We start from the raw sequence: 14,535 nt of genomic DNA, 5'->3' as shown, positions 1-14,535 counted from the left end.
CGGCAGACTGTCGACGGCTCGAGTTAGCGGCAGACACCGCGGTGAGAACAGGGACTACAGCTGTTTCCAGACGTCTTCGTCGTCCTCGAACCCATCCGGATCGTCGGGGGCGGCGAACTCGTCGCTCGGGTCGAGTTCCAGGATCTCCTCGGTGGACAGGTCACGGTCGCCGTCGATCACGTCCGGCTGCTTCTCGAGGTCCATCTCCGGCCAGGCGGTCTCCTCCCAGAGGCCGCGGTCGCTGTAGTAGTAGACGACGCCGTCGTTGACGACCGCGAACAGCCCCCGCTGGGTATCGTGGACGACCCGCTCGTTGGTGTCGATCGCGACGTCGACGACGTCCTCGAGCGTGTCGAGCGAGACGTGGTAATCGCCGATCCACATCGGGATCGAACCCCGGGAGATCCACTCCGCGTAGCGCTGTTCGTGGACCGCGCGGCGCGCACCCTCGACATCGGTCGGCGAGCGCCGGGCGACGATCGCCGCCCCGGCCAGCGAGAGCGTCCCAAGCACCGACAGACCGCCGACGAGCGCCGGGCTACGGGACTCCGTCGTCCGAACCGTCCCGCTGCGGTGGCTGTTCGATGCGGAGTCGGAGAGCGACCCCTCGAGCCAGTAGGCGTCTTCCGTGATCGTCACCGGCACCGTGCTCGTGAGGGTCCCCTGATGGCGATCCGTCTCGTACTCGACGCGGAGCACCATCTCGAGATCGACCGAGCCGACGCCGCTGATCTCGCGCTCGAGTTGGCGCTGGCGCTGCCGGTAGGACTCGAGGTCGATCGTCGTCTGGGACGTCGCGACGCCGTTGTCGACCGCGGGCGACTCGCGGAGCACCTGGTGGGTCTCGTTCCAGAACGGCGTGCCCTCGCGCTTCGCTTCGAACCGAAGCCGCAGTTCGTGGGTAACTGCCCCGTCCTCGATCGGCGTCCCGCTGGTTTCGTTTCGGAGCGTCGTCCTCGGTTCGACGGTGAGCTCCGGTGTGGCGTTCAGAAAGTACACCGAGCTATCGGTGAGTTGCTCGCCCTCGGTCCAGAGCGTCCCGCTCTCGGTGACGACGGCGCTCGTGTCGGCGTCGACCGCGACCCGTTCCTCGCCGAACTGGGGTGCGGTCGTCGTCTCCGGGTTCGCGACGGCCCAGCCGGTCGCTCCGATCGCGAGCAGCCCCACCGCGAGCAGCGCGATCGTGATCGTCCGGCCCTGTTTGGCCAGCAGCAACTCGAGACGCGGGTTATCGATCATTCGTTGACCTCCGGGCTCGGATCCCACGTCCGAGCGCATTCGGTGGCCGAACCGTCCACTTTCGAACTGGTCGGTCACCGGGACAATTCATACGGGAGTGAAGGAAATGAACCACTATAAGGGTAGTGGCCTCGAGCCGCTAGTCCCGGTTTCTGCGCCACTTGCGAAGCTTTCGGTGGAGTCGCGTCGACAACGGGATGTGATCGCCAGCGGATCGAAACCGGATGTCGTTACTGCCGAAGATCACGAGCACGATGCCGACGGCGAGCCCGACGACGACGCCGTTAACCGACGCGATCGCGACGAGCGGGTGGAGATCGTGGAGCCAGAACAGGACGGACGGCGGCAACACGGCGAGATAGCGGTACTCGCCGAGATGACGGGTATACTCGCCCGTCTCCTCGGGGGCTGACAGTGAGACCGTCGTCTCGCCGCTGTCACGGATACCGACGGTCTGCCGTGCCGGGTCCGCACTGATACTGCGGCTTTCGGCCTCGTGAACGACCACGATCGGCAGATACCCCGAGTTGTCGACGGTGCGGGTGAGCGTCGCCGTCTCGCCGGGGGCGACGATCTGTGGATTGTCGTCCGGTGACTCCGAACTGACGAGTTCGTACTCGGTCGTTCCCGAGGGAACGACCATCGCCGCGGTCGCAAACGTGACGAACACGAGCAAGACGAGGCCGAGCGCGGTCCAGAAGGCGATCACGTTCTCGCGCGATCGCGATCGCCTCGTTTCGCGCTTGGATGGGCCGAGTCGATCGAAAAGCGTTCCGAAGCCGAGCAACGCGACGCCGATCGCGACCATGAGCGCACCGAGTCCGTTCCCGGACATCGTCGCCAGTCCGAACACCGACGCGACGACGCCGGCGGCCGACGCTGCGACCCCCTGAATCGCCAACACCGCGGTTCCGAGTTGTGGGATCGTTACCACGGTCCCCGCTGGCTGCCAGACTTCGGCGACGATCTGACCCTCCGTGACGTGGGGTTCGCCGCCGTCCTGATCGGTAAACGGGTTCGCGTCGCCTTTCGTAACGTACCCCTCCTCGGTTTCGCCGACGACGCGGTGGGTCGTCAGCCCGCCGTCGTGGAGGGTCCGGGCCTGGTAGACGACGACGTCACCCTCCTCGATGTCACCGGCAACGAGGCTCGGAATCGCCACGAACCCGTCGCCGGTGTCGATCGTCGGCTCCATGCTCCCAGTCGCGACGTACCCAAGCAGGATCGGCTGACCGAGCAGTTGGCCGACTACCAGCAGGAGGACGGCCAGCACGAGGACGAGGCCGAGCCCTCGCTTTGCGAGTCCGACGGCGGTCATGAATCAGTTGCTGACACGGTCATGGTCGGCTGACTGTTCGAGTACTATATCTTTCGGATCCAGCAGCATAAAGGTCGCGAGAGGACGATCCGAACCGCGACGACTCGCGAGCGAGATGCAGCGCTCTCCCACCGCCGCTCGGTGGGGACTGCCCTCCGACAGCGTGCTAGCGGAGGAACGCCCACCGGCGGTTCGCAGCGATCACCAGGACCAGCAGTCCCGCCGTCGCCGGCGGAGCGAGCGCCGCCGTCGTCGCCGGCGAGAGTTCCCGATCCCGGATCGAAAACGCCGCCCGCTCGACGGACACCGTGCCCGCGGACACGGCGTTGACGGCGATCTCGTACGTCCCGGACTCGTCGAACCGGCGCTCGAAGGTTACCGTCCGCTCGCCGTTCGCCGGAATCGAAACGGCCCGACTATCGACGACGATCCCGTCGACTGCCATCTCGAGCGTGCGCGTGGCTCGCTCGTCGGTTGGGTTTTCGACCGTCGCTTCGATCGTCGTCGACTCGCCGGCGGTGATGTCGGGATCGACGACGGTCGCGTTGACGATGTCGGCCGCCGGCCCGTCGACGGTCACCGACGCGCTCCCCACTCCTTCGATGCCGACATCGTACGTCCCGGGCCACTCCATCGACCGCTCGAACGTGACGGACTGCGATTCGCCGGGCTCGAGGGTAATCGTCCGCTGATCGACCACGGTCCCGTCGACGGTCAGAGCCACGGTCGACGAGGTAGTCGTTTCGCCGTCGTTTCGATACGTCGCCGTCACCGTCACTGTCTCGCCCGCCTCCACCGTCGTGGGTGACAGCTCGAGCGCCGAGCCGCCGATGGCCGTCGATTCGGCCGGGGGCGATCCGCTCGAGCCCCCCGCGGACCCCCCTGGCATGGTTTCGTTGTCCGCGTATTGGACCGTGACCGTAAACGTCTCCGTCCCGGACCGTGCGATGTGCGTATCGACCGCGACGCCGATACGCGCGACGGTTCCGGCCGACGGCTCGAGCGGGCGTGCCTCGCTGACCGTCGCCGTCGGCTGGTCGTTCCGATAGAACGTGAGCCCGGGAACGTCGTGGTCGATCCAGATCCGCTCGACCGCGTCGTCGGTGACGGTGATCCTGAACACGTCGTCCGCACGCGTGACCGACCGGTCGTTCAGGGCCTCGAGGTCGAGTCCGAGTTTACCGTTCTCGATGGCCGCGTACTGTCCGTTGGCAGCGTTTCCGGACTCGAGAACGACGTCCTCAGTAGCGTTGTCCCCACTCATCGTCAGTGCCGCCGTTGGCACGATGAGCGAGACCAGCAACGTGGCCACGAGTAGATAGTGGTACGATTTCATATAGCAGAACCGGACTCGATCGGCCACCGATACGCGGCTCGCAACTGTCAGTCCAGCACGTTATGCGGAACTGGCCACGACGGTTACTTCCGAGAGGTACCCGCTGATGCTCGTGCTCGGATCGAAGCTCGAACCGGGATTCGCGACACCGATCACCAACGAGACCTCCTCGTTGGGATCGGACCCGCCCGTCGCATCCAGGGCGACCGAAGAGCCGTTGGTTCCGTCGCCGACGATCGAGTTATCGTTTTCGTCAGTGAACGCGTACTCGATCGTGAGCGTGTTGCTGTTCCCGTCGGTGATCGTGTTTTCGATCACGGCATTGTAACTATCCAGAATCGTCGGCGACGTCTGGATGGTCCCGTCGTTCGAGTAAATACTCAGGTTGACGCCGTTCGAGCCATTGTTGATCGTCCGGAACAGCGGGCTGAACGTCGTCTTTGCGCCGAGGTTTATTCCGGAACTGCTCCCCAAGTCGTCGAACGTCAACTCGAGCGTCCCGTTCGTAATCGATGAGGCGTCCGTATATTGGTTCCCGTTGCTATCACTGGTCTCGAACGCGAGTGCGCTGGATTGGTCACCGGCAACGGCAACGGAGACGGTCCGGTCCGCCTCGACGCTACTAAACGCGCCCGTTCCGAGCGCGGCCCCGCCACCCGCAACGATCGTTCCCAGTCCGACTAACACATTCCGTCGATTCATGTTCATGGTTGGTATCTCCGTGCTACGTCCAAGCACCGACCGCCGGGGGTGCTGGAACGCAGTTCCTACTCACGACTATAACACCTACCCACTTTGTATTGAGTAACCGGAACCGGCGAAAGACCGGCCATACAGCCGTTCAAGACGGTCTTGAACGCGTTCTTCCGGGCCTCGATACGAGCAAGTGCCGCCTGAAACACTGCCGAGGGGGAAGCGAAACGACGTAGTGGCAGCCACTGCGTGGGACGTTCGACTGGCGGTGGCGCACGAGTCGAGCGGGGACGAACCCCGATTTGACCGATCAGCGCTCGTCTCGCCGCGTTCAACGGCCGGAGATACCGGGTTGAGTCTCAATCAAGTGGTACTTGAGACGACGATTCTCAATTATGATAATGAAACTATCTCGCGTATTTTTATATGTTTATTCCGGGTAGTACGAACAGAGCTAATGGTGGGTACACGACGTTCATCCCGGGGTCGGAAAAGCGACGCTGGGGATCGAGGGGCAAGTTCGATAATCGGGATCCTGTTGCTGTTTACACTCGTTATACTGGGGGCAGCAGTGGTGTTCGTCGCCGGGTCAGCGATGTTCGACGCAATCCAGACACAAGTGAACTCCGAACAGACACAGAAATTCGTCGAAGAGACGGACCAAGGAATCATGACGGCCGCGACGACTGGTAAAAACCAGCCGCTGCCGATCGACGAGATGCAGGCTGAAAAACCGATGATCACGGACGACGGGTCGATCAACGTCACGTGGTACAACGAATCGGGACCGAGTTGCTCGACCGGGGAGAAGAGTCTCCGTGCGCTCGAGTTCGAACTCGACGGCCGGACGATCGCCCATCAGGGGGGCGGCGTCTGGAAGCAGGCCAACGGGCGGACCACCGTCGTTTCGGAACCCCAGATCGGGTACGACGGTGAGACGTTACAGCTCCAAATCCTCCAACTCGAGGAGGGAGATTTCGGTGCCTCCGAGGCGGTGGCGAAGGCCGACCACAGCAAAGCGACGGACCTCACTGAGGAGATCAATACCGTCGCCCAGAACTGTCCGAACGGGACGAGCGTGAAATTCACGATTGAAAGTTCCTATCACGAGGGGTGGTATCAGTACCTCGACTCGGAGTTCGGAACGGAAGCGAACGTGACTACAGACGGAGATGCGGTGACAGTGGAACTTACCGACATCAGAGAGCCGTTCGACCCTGCGAAGTTCATCGTCAAAGAGGACCACGGGCTTCGGGGCCCCGGTGGGAAAGCGCTGGCGGAAGACCAGCGACTCGCACGCTCCCTCGCCGGAAAGGGGAAAGGCGGCAATGACGTCTTCAGTATTAAAACGACGATCAAGAACGTCGGACAGCGAGACGAAAGCCAAGACATCACTGCAACGATCTTGGATGACGACAGCAACAAGACGCTGCTGACGACCACGCATTCCGATCTCTCAGTTCCCAAAAACGGCGGTGAACGGACCATCGGCCATCCGGAACTCAAGTTCGAACTCGATGCAGCCGCGAAAAAGAAACTCGACCACGGTGAGACGTACAAGTACATCATCGAAACCGAAGACGACCGGACCGAGACACCCGGTACGTTCTACGTCGGCACGCCGGACTCGTACTTTAACGTCTCGAACGCCAGCCACAAAATCGACGAGAACGTGACGATTACCGCGGACGTACAGAACATCGGCGTCGAGAACACGAGCGATGGTCGCGCGGATCTCGAACTCGAGTATCTCGACGACGAGACCCCGGATGCATATAAACGGATCAGTCCGAACACCGTCAACGGTTCGTACGGCGCGACGACGACGGTCGAGTGGACCATCAACGCGAGTCGGATGATCCGAGGGGACTACGAGTACAGCATTACCACCGCCGACGACAAGTCGGTGACGAAGACGTTTACCCTCAACACGGGCGTCGATCCGAGCGACACGGAACTCGTTTTGGACGCCGGGAACGAGGTCAACGTCTCGGTCATGGGGACCGAAGTATCGGCGGAAGGACCAACTCGTGAGCAACGGGCACGACTCGTTGACGGCGATAAAACGAACGGAAAGTGGAAACAGAGCGGTCGAGGTGAATGGGGCTTCACCAATCAGGGTTGGAATGAGAACGGCGGGTGGAGATCCGATGGAGATCTGCGATGCAGCTACTATTGCGACGAACCGACGGAGATATGGTGGGACGACGATGGCGGCTGGGACCTCGAATGGACCAAGAGCAGATACGGCGACTGGTCCTGGAACGGACCAGGGACGTGGCAACAGCATCGCGTCTACAACAAGCGATGGGCACCGGTGACGACGGAGATCATCACGCAACCGGTCGACGAGAACGGAAACCCGATCGGCGAGTCGAACACGATCCAGCCGGAGAGTTGGGGCAGCGAAAACTACGAGTCGTACCGATCGCCGGAAGACCAGAACCTCAACACCCACGATACGCGAGACAAGATCTGGAAGTACAACTTCACGACGGAGGATCGAATCAGCCTCACGCTGAGTTCGACGTTGTACAGCTGTAGCAATTACCAGAAGACGAACACCGATCTGTACACCGACGGTGAGTATTACCCGTATCACGACACGTGGTCGAAATACGACGGCAACGGCTACTGGGACCACTACGACTGTGCGAACATGTACGGAAAGTCGCTCGAGGTGGACGCGGCGACCGACTCGAACAAGGCGAACGTCCGTGTCAGGAGTAGTGAAAACAACACGGTGCCAGAGCTACGGGCGGGACATCAGCGCCAGCAGAGCGCTGACGAAGTGCTCGAGCGCGGGGACGAGGACCTCTTCGGTGGCAAATACGAGAACGGAACGGGATATCTCGACCTGGAAAAAGGAAAGGAGTTCGTCTTCATGTACGAACTGACAGAGGAAGCGCCACCCAACACGGACCCCGAGGAGTTCTGGAAGGAAGCCGAGGAAACCGACACACCCGGGGACCCGAACTTCAACGACGTGATCGTCCTCGTCGAAGTCGACGATATTCCGACTGAAGATATCGTCTCCCCAATACCCGTTGGCGAGGACGGGGTACCCGTTGATGTCGGGCGCGGGGAGTCGGACGACGACTCCAGTGATCCATCCGGATTCGACTCCGGCGTCGAGGTCGAGACGGACAAGATCATCATCGGCTAACGACCGCCGGTGTTGCGACGGCCGGTGCGGGCACCGACACTAATCTTTCCGCCCGGTATTGTTACCACTGTTATATCTCAGCGATTCGAAGTCGGAATCCAAGCAGCGATCTATCCCGACCGTAGACGGTCGCTATCCCGTTCCGAAGGCGTCTGTTCCCTACTGGCCGATCTGTCATTAATAGTTACTAGTGACATTCAACACAGGTGTAGCAACAAGCGTTATGTATCAACAGCGCCGATATTCGTACTGAACAGGGGATGGCAACGATCAGTGAAAGCAATCCGAGTACGCCGGACGGGACGGGTCAAGACGACCAGCTACCGGCGGGCGAAATTTTCGACCTGCTGAGCAATCAGCGTCGCCGGTACGTCATCCACTACTGTAAGCGCGAGGACGAACCGGTTCCGATCGGTGACCTCGCCGAACACGTCGCCGCTTGGGAACTCGAAAAGGACGTCGCGGAGGTCACGTCCGCCGAGCGAAAGCGGGTCTACACGTCGTTACAACAGTCGCACTTGCCCACCCTCGAGCGCGCCGACGTGATCGCGTTCGACGATCGGACGATCGAACTCACGGACGAGGCGGCCGAGTTGGACGTCTACCTCGACATCGTGCCCGGCGACTCGGTCCCCTGGGGAACCTACTATCTGGGGCTGGCTGCGGTCGGGTCGGTCGTGATGGCGGGGTTGTGGCTCGAGGTAATTCCGACCGAGACGGTCCCGGAACTCGGCTGGGCCACGCTGGTGGTCGGGCTTTTCGCCGCCTCCGCGGTCGTCCACGTGGTCCAAAACCGACGGATGCGGCTCGGTGAGATGGAGCGGCCACCGTAATTCATGAACGCGTTCACCAAACTCGCGGTCGTCTTCCTCTTCGTTGGAGCGGTGCTGCTGGCCGGTCCGGTGTTCGGATTTAGCTCACTCGCGGCGAATCGGGGAGCCGACGTTTCAGTCGGCGGGAGTGACGCGTTGATCGGTGTCGACGCGACGCACCTCACGCTCGACGGGCCGGGTGACGAAGCGACGGTCTCGATCGAGAACAATGCGGGACGGCGGCTCTCTCTCGAGGCCGAGGATACGACGGGGCCGGACTTGCAGGTCGACGGGCGGTTGTCGGGCACGCTCGCGGCAGGCGAGAGCCTCCAGGCGACGGTTTCGTGCAATGGCGGGGGGACGAGCGGCACCGAGTCGGGAATCATTACCGTAACCGAAGCGATCAGCGACGACGGTGCGATCACCGTTCGGGAAGCGACCCTCCCGGTCACGGTCGACTACGAGTGCACTGGCGGCAAACCCGGAACGCCTCCAGGACAGCCGAGCGACGACGACACCGTCATCGAGCCCGGCGGCAAATCCAACGACGAAATCGACAGCGATGGGACCGTCTGGATCGGCGACAGCGGCAAGGCGAACGACGAGGTCAAGGCAGGCGGCGACGTCTCGATCGGCACCGGTGGGAAAACCAACGACGAAGTCGAGGCGGGCGGCGACATCGTTACCGGCGACGACTACACCGCAAACGGTGAACTCTCCGCCGGTGGCGATATCTCGACCGGGACGAACGTCAAGATGAACGACGAAGTCGAGGCGGGTGGCGATGTCTCGATCGGCGACGGCGGCAAAACCAACGGGGAAGTCACTGCCGGTGGCAGCATCTCCACCGGGGATGGCTACACCGCGAACGGCGAACTCACCGCGACCGAGGATATCACTGTCGGGTCGGGGTCGAAGGTTCAGGACGATATCAGTGCCGGCGGGGATATCTACATCGGTAGCGGGTCCAAGGTCGACGGCGAACTGGATGCGGGCGGCGACGTCTACGTCGGTGACTCCGTGACGTTCAACGACGACGTCACTGCCGAGGGGACGCTCTACGTCGGGTGCGACGTCAGGTTCAACGGCGATCTCTCCGCTGGCTCCGTGATCGATGAATGCTGAGACCGTGCCGCGCGATGGTCCATACCGAGCGCGGGACGCCCGATCGAACGGTGCCCGGGTACGATTCGTGTCCGACGATGCGAACCCCTTTTCACCACTGACGACAGAGTTCGGACCATGTCGACCGAATCGATCAGCGACCGGCGCGAGCACATCCGCTCGGTCAGCGTGACGGCGTTGTCCGCGCTACTGGGCGTCGGTGCGGCGCTGGCCTCCGCAACCTGGGTCGGCCTGTCGGAGGCGGCGGCACAGGACACGCAGGCGCTCGCGTTCGTTCTCGGGGCGATCCTCGTCCAGTACGTCCTCATCAACCTCTCGGGGATCTACGGCGAGGACGAGTTCGGGGCGAAACACTACCTGTTCATCGCGTTCATGACCTTTTCGCTGTGGTTCGTGACGTGGGGTATCCTGCTGACCGCGGAGGTCTCGGGGTAACATGGCCGACGACAGCATCGCCGTCGTAGACTTAGATCGGTGCCAGCCGGACCGGTGTAGCTACGAGTGCAAGAACTACTGTCCGCCGAACCGCACCGGCAAGGAGTGTATCACCCTTCGGGGCGAGGAGGCCGACGAGGGCCAGCCCGAACAGATCCACATCTCCGAGGAGATCTGCCTGGGCGAGAGCTGTGGCATCTGCGTCGAGAAGTGCCCCTTCGACGCCATCGAAATCATCAACCTCCCACAGGAGTTACAAGACGAGCCGGTCCACCGCTACGGCGAGAACGCCTTCTCGCTGTACGGGCTCCCGGCCCCACAGGAGGGGCAGGTCACCGGCATTTTGGGGCCAAACGGGATCGGGAAGACGACCGCCGTCCGCATCCTGGCCGGCGAACTCGAGCCCAACCTCGGTCGCCACGACGAAGAGCCGGGCTGGGACGAGGTCCTCGAAGCCTACCGCGGGACCGAGCTACAGGATTACATCGCCGACGTCCGCGACGGCGACATCACGATCGCACGGAAGCCACAGTACGTCGATCAGATCCCGAACAGCTTCGACGGCAACACCCGCCAGCTGCTCGAGCGGACTGACGAGCGCGGCGTGCTCGACGAGCTCGTCGAGCGGCTCTCGCTCGGGCCAGTCATGGAGCAATCGATCGACGACCTCTCGGGCGGGGAACTCCAGCGGGTCGCCATCGCGGCCACGCTGGCCCGCGACACGGACTTCTACTTCCTCGACGAGGTGACGCCGTACCTCGACATCGGGCAGCGCGTGACCGCGGCGCGGCTGATCCGCGAACTCGCCGAGGAGGCGGACAAGTCGGTGCTGGTCGTCGAACACGACCTCGCGATCCTCGACTTGCTCGCCGACACGCTCCACGTCGCCTACGGTGAGCCGGGTGCCTACGGTGTGATTACCTCGCCCAAGTCCGTCCGCAACGGGATCAACGAGTACCTCTCGGGCTATCTCGAGAACGAGAACATGCGGATCCGGCCGGACCCGATCGAGTTCGAGGAACACGCGCCCCGAAGCGCGACCCGCGCCGACGCGCTCGTGGAGTACCCTGATCTCACGAAGAGCTACGGCGACGGCGAGTTCAGCCTCGAGATCGAGGGCGGGACGATCCGGGAAAACGAGGTGCTGGGCATCGTCGGCCCCAACGGGATCGGGAAGTCGACGTTCGCGAAGCTGTTGACCGGCAACCTCGAGTCCGACGCGGGCGACACCGATCTCGACCTCGATATTTCGTACAAGCCCCAGTACGTCACCATCGACCAGCACATGCGGGTCGACGCGTTCCTCTCGTCGATCACCGATCAGTTCGGCTCCTCGTACTGGAACACGGAGATCGCGCAGCCGCTCCAACTCGAGCGGATCATGGAGCAGAACCTCTCGGACCTCTCCGGCGGGGAGCGCCAGCGGGTCGCCATCGCGGCCTGCCTCTCCGATTCGGCCGACCTCTACCTGCTCGACGAGCCCTCCGCGCACCTCGACGTCGAACAGCGGGTCCAGGCCACGAAGGCGATCCGACGCTACGCCGAACAGCAGGACGCCACCGTGTTGGTCATCGACCACGACATCTACATGATGGACCTGCTCGCCGACCGGCTGATGGTCTTCGACGGCGAACCGGCCGTCCACGGTCGGGCCGGCCAACCCCAGCCCATGCGCGACGGCATGAACGAGTTCCTCGCGAACCTCGAGGTCACGTTCCGCCGCGACGAGCGGACCTCCCGGCCGCGGATCAACAAGCCCGAATCGCAACTGGATCGCCAGCAAAAAAGCGACGGCGAGTACTACTACGCGCCGTAGGCCGTCGACTCGAGTCGTAACGGTCGGAATCGCGGCGGGCGAAACGCCGACGATTAGCTAATCAGGCGCTGACAGCTGCCACAGAGGTGTTCCTCTTTGATGTCGACCTCGCGGACGGTCGGCGAGAAGTTCATCACACAGCGGTTGTTATCGCAGTGCTCGAGGCCGTAGGTGTGCCCGATCTCGTGGACGATCTCCTTGCGGACGCGGTCCTCGAAGATGTCGGCGGCGCTTTGGTTCGAGAAGCCGCCGTCGCTCGAGGTCTGCAGTCGGTACGTCGAGACGACGCTCCCGCTGCCGTCGAGGTAGGCGAGCCCGAAGACGTAGTTTCGTCGCCGGTAGAAGAGATCCTGTGGGGTAATCGCGATATTCTTTTCGCCGCGGCCGACCCGTTCGGCGAGTTGAATGAACGTTTCGGCGGAGTACTGGTTCCGATCGGAGTCGTAGGCTCCGTTCGGGATCGACTGCGAGTCGTTGACCGACACGTCGCAGTCGTAGACCGATCGCAACGCGGTGGAGGCCGCCCGCTTGACCTCGGCGGAGACGTTGCCGACCGGCACGATATCGACGAGCATAGCAAGGGCTATGGCCGCGGGTGTCATAAACGTCCCGCCGTGGCCCACTCGCGCCGGAATCCCGATGCAATGATCGATTACATTGACGAGTACGATCAGGTCGTCGAGGTCGGGATCGGCCGCCGGACCGATCTCGCTCGAGCGCTCGCCGACCGCGGGGTTTCGGTCACTGCGACGGACGTCTACGACCGCGACGTTCCGGACGGCGTGGCGTTCGTCCGCGACGACGTCGTCGATCCCGATCCGTCGGTCTACGCCGGCGCGGACGCGGTGTACGCGCGGAACCTGCCGCCGGAACTCCACCGACCGGCGTTACGGGTGGCTCGAGCGGGTGACGCCGACTTCCTCTTTACGACGTTGGGCGGCGATCAGCCCGCAGTGCCGGTCGAACGGGTGACAATCGAGGCGGGGACGCTGTACGTCGCTCGAGGGCCGCTGGGGTGACGGCCCGCCCGCGGTCGGGAGTCGGCGCTGATCGTCGCACGCCCACGGTCGAATACCGGTCGCCTTTATCCTCGCCGGCCCGTTCCCACGGGTATGAACGCAGACGCAGTCGTCCTGGACATCGACGGCGTGCTCGTCGACGTCGCCGACTCCTACCGGCGGGCGATCGTCGAATCCATCGACGCGGTCTACGGCCGGACGATTCGTGCGGCCGACATTCAGGAGTTCAAGGACGCGGGCGGGTTCAACAACGACTGGGAACTCACCGACGCCGCCGCGCTCTACATCCTCGCGGTCGAGGAAGGGTACAGCGAGTCGCTCGAGGCGTTTACCGACGAGATCGCCGCTGCGGGCGGCGGAGTCGGGGCGGCCGAGACCGTCGTGCGCGAGGCGATCGGCGCGCGGGCGACCCAGCGCGTGACCGACCGCTGGAACCGCGAGCGACTGCGCGACGTGTTCCAGCAACTGTACCTGGGCGACGACCTCTATCGCGGACTCGAGGGCGGCGAGCCCGATCTCGAGCGCGAAACGCCGGGATTCATCCACGACGAGCCGGTGGTGCTCGAGCGCGCGGTCCGCGATCGGCTGCTCGCGGACTACGACGTGGGCGTCCTGACCGGCCGGCCGGAAGCCGAGGCCGAGATCGCCCTCGATCGAGTCGGCCTCGACGACGCGGTTCCGGTCGAACATCGCTTCACGATGGACGACTGGGAGGAAGGGAAGCCCCATCCGCGCGCGCTGACGACCCTCGCGGAGCGGTTCGGGGCCGATTCGGTCGTCTTCGTCGGCGACACGCTGGACGACGTTCGGACGGCGGGCAACGCCGCCGAGGCAGACCCCGATCGCGAGTACCGCGGAATCGGCGTCCTGACCGGCGGGCTGACCGGCGAGGAGGGACGGCGGAAGTACGAGCGCGAGGGTGCAGCCGCCGTCCTCGAGTCGGTGAACGACCTTCCCGAGTGGCTCGAGTCGTAGTCGGAGCGGGGAACGCGACGGCGGGGGACGTGCTACTCGTCTAACCGGCGACAGGAATCGAAGCGATCGTCGGTCAGGTAGACGGTCCCGTCGCGAACGGCGACCGCGATCGAGTCGAGCGCGTCGCCCCGGCAGGGACCCGCCGTACAGACGCCGTCGTCGCACTCGAAGCGTGCGCCGTGTTCGTGACACACCAACTGATCGTCGCGGACGATCGCCCCCGGCCCGGGATCGAGGCGGACGTCGGGCTCGTGCGGACACGAGTTCCGCCACGCTGCGACCTCGCCGCCCTCCTGTCGGAGGATCAGTTCCGTCCCGCGACGGTCGCGTCGGGCTTCACACCGGAGCGTCCCGTTCGTCGGGACGGCCGCCAGCGGGGCGATGCGGCGAGGGTCGTCGCCACTGGCCCCCGCAGCGCCGGCCGCATCGTCGGACTCCCCTTCGGTTCCGCCGTCGACGCTGAATCGAAACGTCGCGTCCCCGGTCGACACGTCACCCTCGTCGTCGTAGACGCGGACGGCCCTCGATTCGTCGGTGCTCTCGAGGGTCACTCGCACGGAATCGCTCATACGCCTCGTTTTCGGCCGGCCTAAAAATACGT

13 protein-coding genes are annotated in these 14,535 nt (G+C 63.7%); 7 read left to right on the top strand and 6 right to left on the bottom strand.

Going from position 1 to position 14,535, the window contains the following annotated elements; all coding sequences use genetic code 11:
* Positions 1-54: 54 nt before the first annotated feature.
* The 4 genes from ALTAJ2_RS03220 to ALTAJ2_RS03205 all read right to left on the bottom strand — a co-directional run bounded on the left by ALTAJ2_RS03220 (position 55) and on the right by ALTAJ2_RS03205 (position 4,601).
* The gene (locus ALTAJ2_RS03220) at positions 55-1,239 is read right to left on the bottom strand and encodes a DUF5305 domain-containing protein (RefSeq protein ID WP_049901007.1); all 1,185 of its coding nucleotides are present in this window, start codon (positions 1,237-1,239) and stop codon (positions 55-57) included.
* Positions 1,240-1,378: 139 nt separating this feature from the next.
* Complete coding sequence (locus ALTAJ2_RS03215) at positions 1,379-2,557, bottom strand: signal peptidase I (RefSeq protein ID WP_007110711.1); 1,179 nt, start codon at positions 2,555-2,557, stop codon at positions 1,379-1,381.
* 166 nt (positions 2,558-2,723) lie between these two features.
* Positions 2,724-3,893 (bottom strand): CARDB domain-containing protein, encoded by a 1,170-nt coding sequence (locus tag ALTAJ2_RS03210; RefSeq protein ID WP_007110712.1) that lies wholly within the window; start codon positions 3,891-3,893, stop codon positions 2,724-2,726.
* Between the two features lie 60 nt (positions 3,894-3,953).
* On the bottom strand, positions 3,954-4,601 hold the full coding sequence (locus ALTAJ2_RS03205; protein WP_193365022.1) for a hypothetical protein: 648 nt from the start codon (positions 4,599-4,601) through the stop codon (positions 3,954-3,956).
* Between the two features lie 442 nt (positions 4,602-5,043).
* Here ALTAJ2_RS03205 and ALTAJ2_RS03200 point away from each other — a divergent pair, with 442 nt between their 5' ends.
* The 5 genes from ALTAJ2_RS03200 to ALTAJ2_RS03180 all read left to right on the top strand — a co-directional run bounded on the left by ALTAJ2_RS03200 (position 5,044) and on the right by ALTAJ2_RS03180 (position 11,940).
* The gene (locus ALTAJ2_RS03200; protein ID WP_449289160.1) at positions 5,044-7,752 is read left to right on the top strand and encodes a DUF7289 family protein; all 2,709 of its coding nucleotides are present in this window, start codon (positions 5,044-5,046) and stop codon (positions 7,750-7,752) included.
* Between the two features lie 260 nt (positions 7,753-8,012).
* A complete protein-coding gene (locus ALTAJ2_RS03195; RefSeq protein WP_007110715.1) occupies positions 8,013-8,585 on the top strand; it encodes a DUF7344 domain-containing protein in 573 nt (190 codons plus the stop codon).
* 3 nt (positions 8,586-8,588) lie between these two features.
* Positions 8,589-9,689 carry a hypothetical protein gene (locus ALTAJ2_RS03190; RefSeq protein WP_007110716.1) on the top strand — a complete coding sequence of 367 codons (1,101 nt, stop codon included), beginning with the start codon at positions 8,589-8,591 and terminating at the stop codon, positions 9,687-9,689.
* A gap of 117 nt (positions 9,690-9,806) precedes the next feature.
* A complete protein-coding gene (locus ALTAJ2_RS03185; RefSeq protein WP_007110717.1) occupies positions 9,807-10,124 on the top strand; it encodes an EMC6-like membrane protein in 318 nt (105 codons plus the stop codon).
* A 1-nt stretch (position 10,125) separates the two neighbouring features.
* Complete coding sequence (locus ALTAJ2_RS03180) at positions 10,126-11,940, top strand: ribosome biogenesis/translation initiation ATPase RLI (protein ID WP_007110718.1); 1,815 nt, start codon at positions 10,126-10,128, stop codon at positions 11,938-11,940.
* 53 nt (positions 11,941-11,993) lie between these two features.
* Here ALTAJ2_RS03180 and ALTAJ2_RS03175 read toward each other — a convergent pair whose 3' ends face one another.
* Entirely contained in the window at positions 11,994-12,515 is a 522-nt protein-coding gene (locus tag ALTAJ2_RS03175) for an archaemetzincin family Zn-dependent metalloprotease (protein ID WP_007110719.1), read from the bottom strand.
* Between the two features lie 39 nt (positions 12,516-12,554).
* Here ALTAJ2_RS03175 and ALTAJ2_RS03170 point away from each other — a divergent pair, with 39 nt between their 5' ends.
* Both ALTAJ2_RS03170 and ALTAJ2_RS03165 read left to right on the top strand, forming a co-directional pair.
* Positions 12,555-12,959, top strand: a complete 405-nt coding sequence (locus ALTAJ2_RS03170) for a UPF0146 family protein (RefSeq protein WP_275039515.1) — start codon at positions 12,555-12,557, stop codon at positions 12,957-12,959.
* Between the two features lie 93 nt (positions 12,960-13,052).
* On the top strand, positions 13,053-13,934 hold the full coding sequence (locus ALTAJ2_RS03165) for a TIGR01548 family HAD-type hydrolase (protein ID WP_007110721.1): 882 nt from the start codon (positions 13,053-13,055) through the stop codon (positions 13,932-13,934).
* Positions 13,935-13,966: 32 nt separating this feature from the next.
* Here ALTAJ2_RS03165 and ALTAJ2_RS03160 read toward each other — a convergent pair whose 3' ends face one another.
* Complete coding sequence (locus ALTAJ2_RS03160) at positions 13,967-14,503, bottom strand: Rieske (2Fe-2S) protein (RefSeq protein WP_007110722.1); 537 nt, start codon at positions 14,501-14,503, stop codon at positions 13,967-13,969.
* Between the last annotated feature and the right edge of the window lie 32 nt (positions 14,504-14,535).

The organism is Natrinema altunense (genome assembly GCF_000731985.1).
Taxonomy (GTDB): domain Archaea; phylum Halobacteriota; class Halobacteria; order Halobacteriales; family Natrialbaceae; genus Natrinema; species Natrinema altunense.
This window is presented reverse-complemented; position numbering and strand designations above follow the sequence as displayed.

Excerpts from the sequence above, each read along its gene's own strand:
- ALTAJ2_RS03220 (WP_049901007.1), bottom strand. The coding sequence starts at position 1,239 with ATGATCGATAACCCGCGTCTCGAGTTGCTGCTGGCCAAACAGGGCCGG.
- ALTAJ2_RS03215 (WP_007110711.1), bottom strand. The coding sequence starts at position 2,557 with ATGACCGCCGTCGGACTCGCAAAGCGAGGGCTCGGCCTCGTCCTCGTG.
- ALTAJ2_RS03210 (WP_007110712.1), bottom strand. The coding sequence starts at position 3,893 with ATGAAATCGTACCACTATCTACTCGTGGCCACGTTGCTGGTCTCGCTC.
- ALTAJ2_RS03205 (WP_193365022.1), bottom strand. The coding sequence starts at position 4,601 with ATGAACATGAATCGACGGAATGTGTTAGTCGGACTGGGAACGATCGTT.
- ALTAJ2_RS03200 (WP_449289160.1), top strand. The coding sequence starts at position 5,044 with ATGGTGGGTACACGACGTTCATCCCGGGGTCGGAAAAGCGACGCTGGG.
- ALTAJ2_RS03195 (WP_007110715.1), top strand. The coding sequence starts at position 8,013 with ATGGCAACGATCAGTGAAAGCAATCCGAGTACGCCGGACGGGACGGGT.
- ALTAJ2_RS03190 (WP_007110716.1), top strand. The coding sequence starts at position 8,589 with ATGAACGCGTTCACCAAACTCGCGGTCGTCTTCCTCTTCGTTGGAGCG.
- ALTAJ2_RS03185 (WP_007110717.1), top strand. The coding sequence starts at position 9,807 with ATGTCGACCGAATCGATCAGCGACCGGCGCGAGCACATCCGCTCGGTC.
- ALTAJ2_RS03180 (WP_007110718.1), top strand. The coding sequence starts at position 10,126 with ATGGCCGACGACAGCATCGCCGTCGTAGACTTAGATCGGTGCCAGCCG.
- ALTAJ2_RS03175 (WP_007110719.1), bottom strand. The coding sequence starts at position 12,515 with ATGCTCGTCGATATCGTGCCGGTCGGCAACGTCTCCGCCGAGGTCAAG.
- ALTAJ2_RS03165 (WP_007110721.1), top strand. The coding sequence starts at position 13,053 with ATGAACGCAGACGCAGTCGTCCTGGACATCGACGGCGTGCTCGTCGAC.
- ALTAJ2_RS03160 (WP_007110722.1), bottom strand. The coding sequence starts at position 14,503 with ATGAGCGATTCCGTGCGAGTGACCCTCGAGAGCACCGACGAATCGAGG.